The 14,616-nt window shown below is 69.4% G+C and carries 11 protein-coding genes; 7 read left to right on the forward strand and 4 right to left on the reverse strand.

Annotated elements, in window-relative coordinates; all coding sequences use genetic code 11:
* Nucleotides 1-2: 2 nt before the first annotated feature.
* From ADE01S_RS11980 to ADE01S_RS11990, 3 genes are all read left to right on the forward strand, one after another.
* Nucleotides 3-1,499, forward strand: a complete 1,497-nt coding sequence (locus ADE01S_RS11980; RefSeq protein ID WP_370511537.1) for an aldehyde dehydrogenase — start codon at nucleotides 3-5, stop codon at nucleotides 1,497-1,499.
* Between the two features lie 187 nt (nucleotides 1,500-1,686).
* Nucleotides 1,687-2,724, forward strand: coding sequence for a Bug family tripartite tricarboxylate transporter substrate binding protein (locus ADE01S_RS11985; protein WP_062681918.1), 1,038 nt, complete (start codon nucleotides 1,687-1,689; stop codon nucleotides 2,722-2,724).
* Between the two features lie 16 nt (nucleotides 2,725-2,740).
* Complete coding sequence (locus ADE01S_RS11990; protein ID WP_062681919.1) at nucleotides 2,741-3,490, forward strand: class II aldolase/adducin family protein; 750 nt, start codon at nucleotides 2,741-2,743, stop codon at nucleotides 3,488-3,490.
* 6 nt (nucleotides 3,491-3,496) lie between these two features.
* Here the strand turns inward: ADE01S_RS11990 and ADE01S_RS11995 are convergent, their stop codons facing one another.
* Nucleotides 3,497-5,188, reverse strand: coding sequence for a thiamine pyrophosphate-dependent enzyme (locus ADE01S_RS11995; protein ID WP_062681920.1), 1,692 nt, complete (start codon nucleotides 5,186-5,188; stop codon nucleotides 3,497-3,499).
* 184 nt (nucleotides 5,189-5,372) lie between these two features.
* On the opposite strand from ADE01S_RS11995, the gene ADE01S_RS12000 reads away from it, so the two are divergent.
* Nucleotides 5,373-6,332, forward strand: a complete 960-nt coding sequence (locus tag ADE01S_RS12000; RefSeq protein ID WP_062681921.1) for a LysR family transcriptional regulator — start codon at nucleotides 5,373-5,375, stop codon at nucleotides 6,330-6,332.
* Nucleotides 6,333-6,555: 223 nt separating this feature from the next.
* Here ADE01S_RS12000 and ADE01S_RS12005 read toward each other — a convergent pair whose 3' ends face one another.
* Both ADE01S_RS12005 and ADE01S_RS12010 read right to left on the reverse strand, forming a co-directional pair.
* The gene (locus ADE01S_RS12005; protein WP_062681922.1) at nucleotides 6,556-6,912 is read right to left on the reverse strand and encodes a hypothetical protein; all 357 of its coding nucleotides are present in this window, start codon (nucleotides 6,910-6,912) and stop codon (nucleotides 6,556-6,558) included.
* A 152-nt stretch (nucleotides 6,913-7,064) separates the two neighbouring features.
* Entirely contained in the window at nucleotides 7,065-8,039 is a 975-nt protein-coding gene (locus ADE01S_RS12010) for a Bug family tripartite tricarboxylate transporter substrate binding protein (RefSeq protein WP_062681923.1), read from the reverse strand.
* Nucleotides 8,040-8,328: 289 nt separating this feature from the next.
* On the opposite strand from ADE01S_RS12010, the gene kdgD reads away from it, so the two are divergent.
* Both kdgD and ADE01S_RS12020 read left to right on the forward strand, forming a co-directional pair.
* Nucleotides 8,329-9,243 carry a 5-dehydro-4-deoxyglucarate dehydratase gene (gene kdgD / locus ADE01S_RS12015; RefSeq protein WP_062681935.1) on the forward strand — a complete coding sequence of 305 codons (915 nt, stop codon included), beginning with the start codon at nucleotides 8,329-8,331 and terminating at the stop codon, nucleotides 9,241-9,243.
* A 70-nt stretch (nucleotides 9,244-9,313) separates the two neighbouring features.
* A complete protein-coding gene (locus ADE01S_RS12020; RefSeq protein WP_062681924.1) occupies nucleotides 9,314-10,246 on the forward strand; it encodes a hypothetical protein in 933 nt (310 codons plus the stop codon).
* Nucleotides 10,247-10,250: 4 nt separating this feature from the next.
* Here the strand turns inward: ADE01S_RS12020 and ilvA are convergent, their stop codons facing one another.
* Nucleotides 10,251-11,837: a threonine ammonia-lyase, biosynthetic gene (gene ilvA, locus ADE01S_RS12025; protein ID WP_075873538.1), complete on the reverse strand. Its 1,587-nt coding sequence runs from the start codon at nucleotides 11,835-11,837 to the stop codon at nucleotides 10,251-10,253.
* A 570-nt stretch (nucleotides 11,838-12,407) separates the two neighbouring features.
* Between ilvA and ADE01S_RS12030 the strand changes: the two genes are divergently transcribed.
* On the forward strand, nucleotides 12,408-14,616 hold a 2,209-nt coding region (locus tag ADE01S_RS12030), incomplete at its 3' end, for an NADP-dependent isocitrate dehydrogenase (RefSeq protein ID WP_062681925.1).

A 14,616-nucleotide genomic window follows, 5' to 3' on the forward strand; every position in this document is an offset into this window, starting at 1 on the left:
CCATGACCCAAGACACCGCATACTGGCGCGCCAAGGCCGCCGCCCTGTCCTTCAACGGCCGCGCCTACATCGACGGCGCGTACTGCGACGCCGCCGACGGCGCCACCTTCCCCGCCACCAGCCCTATCGACGGCCGCAAGCTGGCCGACGTGGCGGCCTGCGGCGCGGCCGACGTGGACCGCGCGGTCCGCGCCGCGCGCCGGGCCTTCGAGGCCGGCGTCTGGAGCGGCCTCGCGCCGCGCCAGCGCAAGGAGCGGCTGCTGCGCCTGGCGGCGCTGATCGACGCCAACCGCGAAGAACTCGCCCTGCTCGAAACGCTGGACATGGGCAAGCCGATACGCGATGCGCTCGCCTTCGACGTGCCGGAGACGGCGCGCTGCTACGCCTGGTACGCCGAGGCCATCGACAAGATCTACGACGAGATCGCCCCGACCGGCCCGGACGCGCTGGCCACCATTACCCGCGAAGCGCTGGGCGTGGTCGCCGCCGTGGTGCCGTGGAACTATCCGCTGATGATGGCCGCCTGGAAGGTCGCGCCCGCGCTGGCGGCCGGCAACAGCGTCATCCTCAAGCCGGCGGAGCAGGCCTCGCTGTCGGCCATCCGCCTCGCGGCCCTGGCCGAGCAGGCCGGCATTCCCGCCGGCGTCTTCAGCGTGGTGCCCGGCCTGGGCGCCCAGGCCGGCCAGGCGCTGGGGCTGCATCCCGACGTGGACTGCATCGCCTTTACCGGCTCCACCGCCACGGGCAAGCGCTTCATGGAGTATTCGGGCCAGTCGAACCTGAAGCGCGTCTGGCTGGAATGCGGCGGCAAGTCGCCCCACATCGTGTTCGAGGACTGCCCTGATCTCGACCGCGCGGCGCTCGCCGCGGCGCTGGGCATTTTCTCCAACCAGGGCGAAGTCTGCATCGCCGGCTCCCGCCTGTACGTGCAGGACGGCATCTACGACGCGTTCATGGCCAAGGTCGCCGCGCATGCCGCCGCCCTGCAGCCCGGCGATCCGCTGGACCCCGCCACCGCCATGGGCGCCATGGTGGACGAGCGGCAGATGCGCGGCGTGCTCGCCCGCATCGAGGCCGGCGCCGCCGAAGGCGCCCGCCTGCGCATGGGCGGCCGCCAGGCCCTCGGCGCCACCGGCGGCTACTACATCGAGCCCACCATCTTCGATTGCGCGGACCAGGGCAACAGCCTGGTGCGCGAGGAGATCTTCGGCCCGGTGCTGGCGGCCCAGCGCTTCTCCACTGAGGACGACGCCGTCCGGCTGGCCAACGATTCGGTCTACGGCCTGGGCGCCGGGCTCTGGACCGCGAACCTGTCGCGCGCCCACCGCCTCTCGCGCCGCCTGCGCGCCGGGCTCGTGTGGGTGAATTGCTATGCCGACGGCGACATCACCGTGCCTTTCGGCGGGGTCAAGCAGTCCGGTTTCGGCCGAGACAAATCGCTGCACGCGCTGGACAAGTACAGCGACCTGAAGACCACCTGGATCAGCCTGACGGCCTGATCCCCCGGGCGGACGCCCGCGAGGCGTCCGCCCTCTATGCCATTTCGCGCTATCTGCTTGGCCGCCAACGACATTGAAGGCGGCAGGCCCTTGTGCGACCTTGATCGGCGACGGGCTGCCCGACAGGGACCCGTTGCGGGCAGGCGCAGGCGCTCTCCCGCCATCAGAACAATGACTGGAGACTACGATGCGCAATGCGATAACGCGAGGCGGAACACCATCCGCCCTTCACGCGGGCAAGCCGTCATGGCGCCGCGCCGCGCTGGCGGCCCTGCTGGCCGGCGCGGCCTGGGCGTCGGCGCCGGCCTGCGCGCAGGACCCCTATCCCTCCAAGCCGGTCACCATCCTGGTCGGCTTTCCGCCCGGCACCGCCACCGACACCGTCGCGCGGATGCTGGGCGACCGCCTGGCGCAGCGCCTGGGCCAGCAGTTCATCGTCGAGAACAAGCCCGGCGCCGGCGGCTCCATCGCCGCGGGGCTGGGCGCGCGCGCCCGGCCCGACGGCTACACGCTGATGATAGGCGCCTCGGCCCCGCAGGCCATCAACCCCCACGTCTACCCCAACCTCAATTACGACGCCCGCAAGGATTTCGCGCCCATCGGGCTGCTGACCTGGCTGCCCTACCTGTTCGTCGTCAGCCCCGACAACCCCGCCCGCAACCTGGGCGAATTCCTCGCGGCCGTGAAAGCCAGGCCGGACCAATACACCTACGCCACCACCGGCGTGGGCACGACCAGCCACCTGGTCACCTCCGTCCTGCTGGCCAAGGCCGGCGCCCGCATGATCCACGTGCCCTACAAGGGCAGCAGCCAGGCGCAGACCGACATCGTCGGCGGACGGACCTACGCCACCTTCGACACCATGGTGTCTTCGCTGGCGCTGGTGAAGGCCGGCCGCCTCAAGGCGCTGGCGGTCAGCACCCCCGAACGGGTCCCCAGCCTGCCCGACGTGCCCACCGTCGCCGAACAGGGATTTCCCGGCTTCGACATGGGCGCCTGGCTGGGCCTGATCGCGCCGGCGGGGATCGCGCCGCCGATCCAGGAAAAGCTGGCGGCCGAGGTCAACGCCGTGCTGGCCGACCCGGCCGTGCGCGACAAGCTGGCGGATCTGGGCGCCCAGGTCCGCACCACCGCCACGCCCGCCGAATTCGGCGCGCTGATGAAAAGCGAATATGAGTCGTGGGGCCGGGTGGTCCGCGACTTCAACGTCAAAGCCACGGACTGAACAGGAGACGACAACCATGCCCGCCGCTTCCGCCATGAGCCCCGAGGAATGGGATACCCGCGTCCAGCTGGCCGCCTGCTACCGGCTGGTCTCGCACTTCGGGATGAGCGACCTCATCTACAACCACATCACGGCCCGGATCCCCGGTTCGGACGATCATCTGCTGATCAATCCCTACGGCATGATGTACGACGAAATCACCGCGTCCAGCCTGGTCAAGATCGACCTGGACGGCCGGGCGCTGGCCAATACCGGCGAATACGGCATCAATGCCGCCGGCTACGTCATCCACAGCGCCGTGCACGCGGCGCGCCACGACGTGCAGTGCGTGATCCATACGCATACGCGCGCCGGCATGGCGGTGTCCGCGCTGCGCTGCGGCCTGCTGCCGCTGACCCAGACGGCCATGCGCTTCGCGAAGATCCCGTATCACGACTACGAAAGCGTCGCCATCGACCTGGACGAGCGCGAACGCCTGGTGGCGGACCTGGGCGGATCCGAGGCGATGATCCTGCGCAACCACGGGCTGCTGGCCGTGGGTCCCACCATCGCGCAGGCCTTCAACACCCTGTACTGGCTGGAAATGGCGTGCAAGGCACAGGTGGATGCCCTGGCCGCCAACCGCGAACTCTGCGTGCCGCCCCCGGCCGTGATCGAAAAGACCTGGCACCTGTACCAGCCCACCACGCGCCGGCCGTTCGGCGAGCTGGAATGGCCGGCCATGCTGCGGCTGATGGACCGCAAGGACCCCGGCTACCGCGATTGAGCCGGCTCAGTCGCCGCGGCGCAGCAGGTCGACGCCGGCCTCGCTGCCGACGCCGGCGGGCAGGATGGCGCCCAGGCTGGTCTTCACCTCCACCAGGCACGGCGCGGTCGAGGCCAGCCCCCGGGCCACCGCGCCGGCCACCTGGTCGGCGCGGGTCACGCGCTCGGTCCGCATGCCGAAGGCGCGGGCGATCATCGTGAAGTCCGGGCTGGCGAGGCTGGTGCCGGTGTAGCGTCCCGGATAGGTGCGCGCCTGGTGCAGCCGGATCGAGCCGTAGCAGTTGTTGTTCGACACGATGAAGAACACCGGCAGGCCGCGCTCGGCCGCCGCGATCATTTCGTTGCCGGTCATCATGAAGCCGCCGTCGCCCACCAGGCAGACCACCTTGCGGGACGGAAAGCGCAATTGCGAGACGATCGCCGCCGGGGTGCCATAGCCCATCGCGCCCGACTGCGAGGCCATCAGCCGCTGCGGGGCGGCGAAGGGGAAATGGCGGTACACCGGCGCGGCGAAAGTGCCCGCGTCCAGGCAGACCATCAGGTCCGAGGGCGCTTGCTCGGCCAGCGCGCGCACCACCGACACGAAGGGCACGCCGTCTTCCGCCACGGGGCTGGGCCAGGCCGCCGCGCGCTCGCGGATGGCGCGCAGCGACGCGGCCCAGTCGCTGCGCGCCGCGGCCGCCTCCGAGACCGGCAGCTCGGCCAGCGCCAGCGCCGTGGCCACGGGATCGGCCACCAGGCCGACGTCGGCCGTGAAGTGCTGGTTCACGACGTGCGCGTCGGGGTGGCAGTGCACCAGGGTCTGCGAGGGCCTGGGATAGCCCGGGAAGGCATAGCCCTGCGTGGTGATGTCGCCCAGGCGCGTGCCCAGGGCCAGGATCAGGTCGCTGGAATCGAATGCCGCCACCTGCGCGGCCTGCGTGGCCAGGTCCAGGTCGCCGGCGTACAGCGCGTGCGTGTTGGGGAAAAGATCGTGCTGGCGGAACGACACCGCCACCGGGATGCCGTGCCTTTCGGCCAGCCGGCGCAAGGCCTCGCGGCCGCCCGGCGCGTTGAACCCGCCCCCGGCGATGATCAGCGGCTTGCGGGCCGCGCTCAGCAAGGCCTGCAGGCGCGCCAGCGCGGCGGGCGCGGGCTGGGTCGGGCTGGCCGGCTCGGCCGCCCAGTCCGGCTGCGGCACCGCCGCCTGCTGCACGTCTTCCGGCACCACCAGCACCACCGGCCCCGGCGTGCCCGACGTCGCCACCCGCAAGGCCTTCAGCGCCGCCCAGGCCAGGTCCTCGGGCCGCGCCACCTCGTGCACCCACTTGGCGATGGCGCCGTACATCTTCTGGTAATCGATTTCCTGGAAGGCTTCCTTGCGCAGGTCCCTGGCCGGCACCTGCCCGATCAGCAGGATCATGGGCACGCCGTCCTGCTGCGCGGCGTGCACGCCGATGGCCGCGTTCGCGGCGCCCGGGCCGCGCGACACCATGGCCACGCCCGGCCGCCCCGTCAGCTTGCCGTCGGCGCAGGCCATGAAGCCGGCGCCGCCCTCGTGCCGGCAGGTCACCACGTCGATGCCCGGGAAATCGTGCAGCGCGTCGAGCACGCCCAGGTAGCTTTCGCCCGGCACCACGAAAACGCGATCGATGCCATTCGCGGCGAAGACCTTGAGCAAGGCGTGGGCGGACGTGTTCGATGCGGAAGAAGGCGTCATGGAGGGCCGAAAAAGGAAAAGGACTGGGGAATGGATGGGAACGGGCGCGCGCGGCGCCCTTTTCCCGGGAATTCTAGGGTGGCCGCAGCCTTGCCATATAGGCATACTCTGCCTATCAGATATACATAAAACGCACACGAGGAAGGAACGCCGGCCCGCCCCATGCGCGGCCGCGGCACCCGGGATGGACCTACGCAAGATCGAGAACCTGATCCACGTCGCCGATGCAGGCAGCTTCTCCAAGGCCGCCTCCGTGCTGGGCATCGCCCAGTCCGCGCTGGGCCGGCAGGTCAGGAAGCTGGAAGACGAATGCGGCTGCGCCCTGCTCTACCGCAACGGTCGCGGCGTGTCGCTCACGCCCGAAGGCGAAAAGCTGCTGGACCGGCTGCGCCCGCTGCTGGCGCAGATGACCCGCGTCGTGAGCGAATTCCACGACGAGCAGAACTCGCCCTCCGGCCAGGTCACGCTGGGATTGACGCCCACGCTGTGCCATATGGTGGGCATGCCGCTGGTGGCGGAAGTGTGGAAACGGCATCCCCGCATCCAGTTGAACGTCATCACCGGCTATAGCGGCTACGTGCATGAATGGCTGGCCAATGCGCGCGTGGACATCGCCGTCCTGCACGATGCGCGGCGCTCGCAGCACATCGTGGTCGACCCGCTGGCCGAGCTGGACCTGGTGCTGGTGTCGCCCGCGCAAAGCCTGGCGCCCGCCGCCCGGGCCCAGGCCGCCATCGACTTCGCGCAGCTGCGCGGCCTGCCCCTGGCGCTTCCGACCCGCAACCACGGGCTGCGCCGCACCCTGGAGCACGCCGCGGCGCAGGCGGACCTGCCGCTGAACGTGGCGTTCGAGATGGACGCGCTGGAGCTGATGAAGGAAATCGTGCTCGAAGGGCTGGCCCACACCGTGCTGGGCGTGCCCGCCGTGGTGCGCGAACTGGCCGGCGGCCAGCTGGTCGCCCGCCGGATCGTCAACCCCGGCCTGTCCACCCGCCTGATGCTGGCCACCGCGTCCAGCCGTCCGCTGACCCAGGCGGTGAAGATCGTGCAGGGCATCCTGCGCGAACTGCTGGAAGCGCTTGCTTCGTCGGAGCCCTATCGGGCGTATATGCGGATGGCGGGTGCGCGGGCCGGCGCGGGTTGACCGGATACGCCGTCGCGCGCTATTCCTCCGTCCCGTAAAGCGCGGGAAGCAGGATCGGCAGGGATTCAAGCGGAAACGCAAACCTGACCGGCGCATGGGAAGTGTCGGAGACAGCCAGCAATGGGAAAATATATCCAGCCAAACGCGTAATTCTTCCGGTTTTTTTTCCGGTTTTTCTGCCGACCCAGGAACACCGGAGGCCGCCCCTGCCGTTCACCCTCACTCAGCGCGGCACCGGCAGCGGCGGCGCGGGCGTCAGCGGCCCTGTCGGCACGCCGCGCTGCGCGGGCATGGGCGGCAGCCGCGACGGCGCAGGGCTGACCCAGCCCGGCTGGCGGCTCGGGCCGCTGGAGGGCGGGGCCGGCGGCCCCGGGGGCCTGCCCGCCGTGGCGCAGCCGATGCCCAGGCAGGGTTCCGTCGAGGCGCCGGGGTTGACCAGTCGCGGGCAGGACGCGCCCACGCAGCTATCGGGAATGACGCGGGCCGAAGGCGCGGGCCGCGGCACCTCGGCCGCGCCGCCTTGCGCCGCCGCCTGCGCGCAGGCCGCCGCCAGCAACGCCACCGCCCATGGGAATTTCATGACTGCATGCTCCCCCCCTGCGGGGCCGCGGCGGTTCCGGAAAGCGCGACGCGGCCGTCTGCCCGCGCCGCGCCGGGGCCTGGACGGGCGCGGGCCGCTTCCAGTGTGCGCCCGCCTGCGGGGGCCTGTCCAGGAAGGCTCGCCCGCCCGCCTCAGTCCAGCCGGATGTCGGTGCTTTTCACCACCGCGGCCCAGCGTGCCCGCTCGCTATTGAAAAACTGCGCCAGCTCGGCGGGATTGCGCGTGACGATCTCCGCCCCCTGTTCGTTCAGCTGTGCCGTCACGTCCGGCTGGCTGACGATCCGGGCCATCAGTTCCGACAGGCGGCTGGCGACCGGGTCCGTGGTGGTGGCCGGCGCCATCACGCCTTGCCAGGTGCCGGACTCGAATCCCGCCACGCCCTGCTCGGAAATCGTGGGGATGTCCGGCACCAGCTGCATGCGTTCCCGCTTGGAGATCGCGATCGGCCGCAGCTTGCCGGCCTTGATGTGGGGCAGCGTGGCCAGCAGCCCATTCATGATGATCTGGGTTTGTCCGCCGATGGTGTCGGTCACCGCCTGCGAACCGCCCTTGTAGGGCACGTACTCCCATTGCGCGCCCGTGGCCTGCTGCACGGCCACCGCGGCCAGGTGCGGCGCGCTGCCGATGGCCGTCACCGCGAAGTTGAGGCGCTGCTTCTTCGACAGCGCGACCAGCTCGGGCACCGTCCGCGCGGGCACGTCCGGATGCACCGCGAGCACGTGCGGCGAATAGGCCAGCATGCCCACCGCGCGCAGGTCCTTGGAGGGATCGAAGGACAGCTTGGTGTAGACGGACGGGCTGATCGCCAGCGCGCCGACGTCGCACAGCAGCACCGTATGCCCCTCCTGCGCGGCCTGCACTACCAGCCCAGCGCCGAGATTGCCGTTGGCCCCGGGCTTGTTCTCGACCACCACGGTCTGGTTCAGGGCGTCGCTCAGCCGGGGCGCCAGGATGCGGGCGATGATGTCCGACGAGCCGCCGGGCGGATACGGCACGATGATGCGGACCGGCCGCGTGGGCCAGTCGGACTGCGCCCTGGCGGGCAGCCACGGCGCCAGGCAAAGCGCCGCGGCGCCGCCCAGGAATTGCCTCTTACTGGGGTTCATGCTGTCTCCTCTCGATCATGGGATGCGCGGGGCTTGCCGCCGGCCGGGCGCGCTCCCGGGGGAACGGGCGCGGGGCGCCTGCCTTTGCATGTAGTTATCGTACAACTGAGAGAATAACGCCGAATATCTTCAAAAATAAATTGCGGGTTTCCCCTCGAAAACAAAAATCCTCCCAATGAATCATCGCTTGTAGCGGGAATTTCCATGTTGTACGATGACGTATCTCTTCAAGCCTATCCGCCGCTGCCCATTCCGGCGCCGCGGCGCCCGCCCCAAGGATGAGCGCGACATGACCACCCCGCAGGAACTCAAGCACATCGTTTCCGACGGCCTGCTGTCCTTTCCCGTCACCGACTTCGACCGCAACGGCGACTTCAACGCCCCGGCCTACGCGCGGCGCCTGGAATGGCTGGCCCCCTATGGCGCGACCGCCCTGTTCGCCGCCGGCGGCACGGGCGAGTTCTTCTCGCTGGCGCCGCAGGAATACTCCGACGTCATCCGCACCGCCGTGCAGACCTGCGCGGGCAAGGTGCCCATCCTGGCCGGCGCGGGCGGCCCCACTCGCAGCGCCATCGCCTATGCGCAGGAAGCCGAGCGCCTGGGCGCCAAGGGCATCCTGCTGCTGCCCCACTACCTGACCGAAGCCTCACAGCAAGGCATCGCCGCGCATGTCGAGCAAGTGTGCAAGTCGGTGAAGATCGGCGTCATCGTCTACAACCGCGCGCAGTCGCGCCTGTCCGCCGACAGCCTGGCCCAGTTGGCCGAGCGCTGCCCCAACCTGATCGGTTTCAAGGACGGCGTGGGAGACATCGAAGCCATGGTGCGGATCCGCCGCAAGCTGGGCGACCGCTTTTCGTACCTGGGCGGGCTGCCCACGGCCGAGGTCTACGCCGCGGCCTACCGGGCGCTGGGCGTTCCGGTCTATTCGTCCGCCGTCTTCAATTTCGTGCCGGGCACGGCGATGGCGTTCTACCGCGCCGTCGCCGCGGGCGACCACGACACCACGAACCGCCTGCTGGACGACTTCTTCCTGCCCTACCTGGAGATCCGCAACCGCGTTCCGGGCTACGCGGTCAGCATCGTCAAGGCGGGCGCCAAGCTGGTCGGCCACGACGCCGGGCCGGTGCGCGCGCCGTTGACGGACCTGCTGCCGGCCGAACTCGACATGCTCGACGGCCTGATCCGCAAGCTGGGCCCGCAATAGGCCGGGCGCCCTCGGCGGGCGGGCCGCGCAGGGTATATATTCATCCCTCCCCCATACCAGGAACCCGCCGATGACGAGGAACCGCCTTGCCGCGTTCGCGCTCGGTCTGCTTGCCGCCCCCGCCGGCGCCGCCGTGATCTACGACAACCACGGCCTGGTGGTCGAGACCGCCGCCGGCAGCCGCAACGACTTGAATACCGGCCAGCGGCAGGCCACCCGCGGCACCACGATTACCTATCGCGGCGCCGCGCTCTGCGGCAAGGACGTCGGCCCCCTGCTGTATCCGGCCGGCAACGACGTCGCCGCCCGCGCCTTCTTCTGCGCGGGCACGGCCAAGGCGCTGGAAACCGACGCCGTGCTGGCCTACTTCACCAGCTCCAGCGCTTCCACGGCCCTGGCCCACTTGCAAGTCGCCAACGGCGCGTTGCGCGTGACCCGGCTGTCCCTGTCCAGCGATCCGCAACGCGACCGGATCGCCACGACCCGCTTCGAAGACGCCCGCCTGCCCGGATGGACGCGTGTGTACACGTCCTGGAGCGAAACGGTCATGATCCGCCACGCGCCGCTGACGGCGCTGAATATCGGCCGCGGCAAGCTGCTGGACGTGGCCGACGGCGTGGCCTACCTGGCCATCCCGCCGGGCAGGGACGCCGTCGAGGTCGAACCCACCCGTTACGTCACGGACGCCCACGGCTACCGGCAGATCGTGCCCGCCATCACCAAATTCGTGCCCACGCCGCTGGCGTTCCGGGCCGTGCGCATGAGCGACGGCCGCGAACTGGCGCGCCTGGATATCCAGGACGCCTGCGTGGGCCTGCCGGCCATCCAGTTCGACCGGCCGGACGCCCAATCCCGGCCGGGGGCCGCGCCCGAGATCGCCTACGACGACGTGCCGGCCTGGCGCGCCGCCACCTTGCAGTTGACCCAGGCGCAGGGCCGCGCCGCCCTGCGCCTGCAGCCGGCGGCGGCCCTGCCCCGCAAGCCGGGCTGCGCGCCCGGCTGAACGCTCAGGCCAGGAACTGGCGGTATGCCTCGTTCGCGGTTTCCTCGAAATGCGCGTAGCCCAGCTCGCGCAGGAACGTGTCCAGCGCGCCGCTGTCGGCCAACGGCGCCTGGATGCCGACCAGCGCCGAACTGAAGTCGGCGCCCTGGTTGCGGTAGTGGAACAGGCTGATGTTCCAGTTGGGGGCCATCGCGGCCAGGAACTTCATCAGCGCGCCGGGCCGTTCCGGAAACTCGAAGCGAAACAGGCGCTCGCCGCCCGCCAGCGGCGAACGGCCGCCGACCATGTAGCGGATATGCTGCTTCGACAGCTCGTTGTTGGTCAGGTCCCCGACCGAGAAGCCCTGATCCTGCAAGGCCGCCATGATCTCCGCCGCGTCGCCGCGCCGGGCGATCTGCACGCTGACGAAAATATGCGCGGTGCGTGCGTCGGCGATGCGATAGTTGAATTCCGTCACGCTGCGCTGGCCGATCACGCCGCAGAAGCGGCGGAAGCTGCCGCGCTCTTCGGGCACCGTCACGGCGAAGACCGCCTCGCGGGCCTCGCCGACCTCGGCGCGGTCCGCCACGAAACGCAGGCGGTCGAAATTCATGTTCGCGCCCGAGGTCACCGCCACCATCGGCAAGCCTTGCACGCCATCGCGCTGGACGTACTTCTTCAACCCGGCCACCGCCAGCGCGCCCGCCGGTTCCAGCACGCTGCGGGTATCCAGGAATACGTCCTTGATCGCGGCGCAGACCGCGTCCGTATCCACCAGGATGATCTCGTCCAGATACTCGCGGCACAGGCGGAAGGTTTCCTCGCCCACCAGCTTGACGGCCGTGCCGTCCGAGAACAGGCCCACTTCGGGCAGATTGACGCGCTCTCCCACCTGCATGGACAGGGACATGGCGCTGGAATCCTCCGTCTGCACGCCGATGACCTTGACGCCCGGGTCCACCGCCTTGATGTAGGTGGCGACCCCCGCCGCCAGCCCGCCGCCGCCGATCGGCACGAACACGGCATGCAGGGGGCCGGCGTGCTGGCGCAGGATCTCCATGCCCACCGTGCCCTGCCCGGCGATCACATAGGGATCATCGAAGGCGGGGATGAAGGTCAGGTCCTGCGCGCGCGCCAGATTCTGGGCGTGGGCATAGGCGTCGCTATACGAATCGCCCGCCTGCACCACCGTGACGGTGGGGCCGCCATGCGCCTTCACCGCATCCACCTTGACCTGCGGGGTGGTCTGCGGCACCACGATGATGGCGCGCACGCCCATCTTGGCGGCCGAGATGGCCACGCCCTGCGCGTGATTGCCGGCCGACGCCGTGATCACGCCCCGGTCCAGCGCCGCCTGCGGCGTATTGCGCATCTTGTTGTAGGCGCCCCGCACCTTGAATGAAAACACCGGCTGGTTGTCTTCGCGCTTGAAGAACACCGGGTTGCCCAGCCTGGCCGACAGGCCGCGGGCGGGATCCAGCTCGGTTTCGCGGGCGATGTCGTAGATCCGGGCGGTCAGGATCTGCCTCAGGTATTCCATCGGCGAGGCCTTGCCGTCCTGGAATGCGGCGGCCTGCGGTTGGGCTTGCGGGGCTTGCGGGGTGTGGTGCATCTGGCTCTCTGCTTCGGTGTGCTTGCCCGGCAGAGGCGGCCACAAAAAACCCGCCTCGTGGGGCGGGTGGCTATGACATTGCGGTCGCGCGCTAACCCACCATTCCAGGAATGATGGTAATAATCAGCGAAATGCGAACGGCGCGGAAATGCATGGGGCGTAGCTTCCTCCAACCGCCGCGCTTTGTCAAACGGCCGCCGCGGCCCGCCCGCGCCCCGCCCTGCCGGCGCGGGATCGCCCGATTTAATGTGTCCCCGTTTAATTTACCCCCGCATATGCGCATGCGCCGGTCAAATCGGCGGGTTTTGCTGCGCGCCAGGGGTAGCACGGTATTACAATGTAAGGTTCGTGGCAGTCGCACCTCCCTAGAGGCGGACCAGGAGCCGGCCGGTATCACCGGCCCCCACCCGGCCAACCAGACAAAAAAGGGCGGGCGCCGGCCATGTTGGACAGGCGATCGCGGCCAGCGCGCCTGCCCAGACGAACCCACTCTCGACAACATCTACCGGCCTCGCGCCGCATAGCATGTTCGGGTTTGCGCCTAGCGCCTGCCGAACAGATTCAAGGATCATGTCTCTTACTCCGAAGATTATCTATACCCTCACCGACGAAGCGCCGGCGCTCGCAACCCGTTCGCTGCTGCCCATCGTCCAGGCCTTCGCCAAACCCGCCGGCATCACGGTCGAAACCCGCGACATCTCGCTCGCCGGCCGCATCATCGCCGTGTTCCCCGACTACCTGGAAGATAGCCAGAAACTGGGCGACGCCCTGGCCGAACTCGGCGCCCTGGCCGTCCAGCCTGAAGCCAACATCATCAAGCTGCCCAACATCAGCGCGTCCATGCCGCAGCTGAAGGCCGCCATCAAGGAACTGCAGCAACAGGGCTACAAGCTGCCGGATTACCCGGACGCCCCCGCCAACGACACCGAGCGCGACGTCAAGGCCCGCTACGACAAGGTCAAGGGCAGCGCCGTGAACCCGGTCCTGCGCGAAGGCAACTCCGACCGCCGCGCGCCCCTGTCCGTCAAGAACTACGCCCGCAAGCACCCGCACAAGATGGGCGCCTGGTCGGCCGACTCCAAGTCGCACGTGTCGCACATGAGCGAAGGCGACTTCTACGGCACCGAGAAGTCGGCGCTGATCGCCGAAGCCGGCGACGTGAAGATCGAACTCGTCGCCACCGGCGGCGCCACCACCGTCCTCAAGGAAAAGACCCCGGTGAAGGCCGGCGAGATCATCGACGCCGCCGTCATGTCCGCCGCCAAGCTGACGTCCTTCCTGCAGGCCCAGGTCGATGAAGCGCGCGCCCAGGGCGTGCTGTTCTCGGTGCACCTGAAGGCCACCATGATGAAGGTCTCCGACCCCGTCATCTTCGGCCACGTGGTGTCCGTGTTCTACAAGGACGTGCTGGCCAAGCACGCCGACGCGCTGAAGCAGGCCGGCTTCGACCCCAACAACGGCATCGGCGACCTGTACGCCAAGATCCAGAGCCTGCCGGCCGACCAGCAGGCCGCCATCACGGCCGACATCGACGCCGCCTACAAGACGCTGCCGGCGCTGGCCATGGTCAACTCCGACCGCGGCATCACCAACCTGCACGTGCCCAGCGACGTGATCGTCGACGCTTCCATGCCGGCCATGATCCGCGACTCGGGCAAGATGTGGAACGCCGCCGGCGAACTGCAGGACACCAAGGCCGTGATCCCGGACCGCAGCTACGCCGGCGTCTACCAGGCCGTGATCGAGGACTGCAAGGCCCATGGCGCCTTCAACCCCGTCACCATGGGCAGCGTGCCGAACGTGGGCCTGATGGCCCAGGCCGCCGAGGAATACGGTTCGCACAACAAGACCTTCGTCATCCCGGCCGCCGGCACCGTGCGCGTGCTCGACGCCTCGGGCAAGGTGCTGCTGGAGCAGGCCGTGGAAGCCGGCGACCTCTGGCGCATGTGCCAGACCAAGGACGCCGCGGTGCAGGACTGGGTCAAGCTGGCCGTCGCCCGCGCCCGCGCCACCAAGACGCCCGCCGTGTTCTGGCTGGACGAAAACCGCGCCCACGACGCCCAGATCATCGCCAAGGTCAAGCAGTACCTGAACGACCACGACACCAGCGGTCTGGACCTGCGCATCCTCAGCCCGGTCGAAGCCACCAAGTTCTCGCTCAAGCGCATCCGCGCCGGCCAGGACACCATCTCGGTGACCGGCAACGTGCTGCGCGACTACCTGACCGACCTGTTCCCCATCATGGAACTGGGCACCAGCGCCAAGATGCTGTCGATCGTGCCGCTGGTGGCCGGCGGCGGCCTGTTCGAAACCGGCGCGGGCGGCTCGGCCCCCAAGCACGTGCAGCAGTTCCTGGAAGAAGGCTTCCTGCGTTGGGACTCGCTGGGCGAATTCATGGCGCTGGCTGCCTCGCTGGACCACCTCGGCAAGGCGTATGACAACGCCCGCGCCCAGGTCCTGGCCAAGACGCTGGACCTGGCCACCGCCAAGTTCCTCGACGAGAACAAGTCGCCCGACCGCAAGGTCGGCGGCCTGGACAACCGCGGCAGCCACTACTACCTGGCCATGTACTGGGCCCAGGCCGTGGCCGCGCAGACCGACGACCGCGAGCTGGCAGCCCAGTTCGCCGCCGCCGCCCGCGCCCTGGCCGACGGCGAAGACGCCATCCTGGCCGAACTGAAGGCCGCGCAAGGCAAGCCCGTGGACATCGGCGGCTACTACCAGCCGGACGAAGCCCGCGCCAGCCAGGCCATGCGCCCCAGCGCCACGCTGAACAAGG

It is taken from the genome of Achromobacter denitrificans NBRC 15125 (assembly GCF_001571365.1).
In the GTDB taxonomy this organism is placed as follows: Bacteria; Pseudomonadota; Gammaproteobacteria; order Burkholderiales; family Burkholderiaceae_B; genus Achromobacter; species Achromobacter denitrificans.

Coding starts and splice junctions, on each gene's coding strand:
- ADE01S_RS12000 (WP_062681921.1), top strand. CDS start 5,373: ATGGACCTACGCAAGATCGAGAACCTGATCCACGTCGCCGATGCAGGC.
- kdgD (WP_062681935.1), top strand. CDS start 8,329: ATGACCACCCCGCAGGAACTCAAGCACATCGTTTCCGACGGCCTGCTG.
- ADE01S_RS12005 (WP_062681922.1), bottom strand. CDS start 6,912: ATGAAATTCCCATGGGCGGTGGCGTTGCTGGCGGCGGCCTGCGCGCAG.
- ilvA (WP_075873538.1), bottom strand. CDS start 11,837: ATGCACCACACCCCGCAAGCCCCGCAAGCCCAACCGCAGGCCGCCGCA.
- ADE01S_RS11995 (WP_062681920.1), bottom strand. CDS start 5,188: ATGACGCCTTCTTCCGCATCGAACACGTCCGCCCACGCCTTGCTCAAG.
- ADE01S_RS11990 (WP_062681919.1), top strand. CDS start 2,741: ATGCCCGCCGCTTCCGCCATGAGCCCCGAGGAATGGGATACCCGCGTC.
- ADE01S_RS11985 (WP_062681918.1), top strand. CDS start 1,687: ATGCGCAATGCGATAACGCGAGGCGGAACACCATCCGCCCTTCACGCG.
- ADE01S_RS11980 (WP_370511537.1), top strand. CDS start 3: ATGACCCAAGACACCGCATACTGGCGCGCCAAGGCCGCCGCCCTGTCC.
- ADE01S_RS12010 (WP_062681923.1), bottom strand. CDS start 8,039: ATGAACCCCAGTAAGAGGCAATTCCTGGGCGGCGCCGCGGCGCTTTGC.
- ADE01S_RS12020 (WP_062681924.1), top strand. CDS start 9,314: ATGACGAGGAACCGCCTTGCCGCGTTCGCGCTCGGTCTGCTTGCCGCC.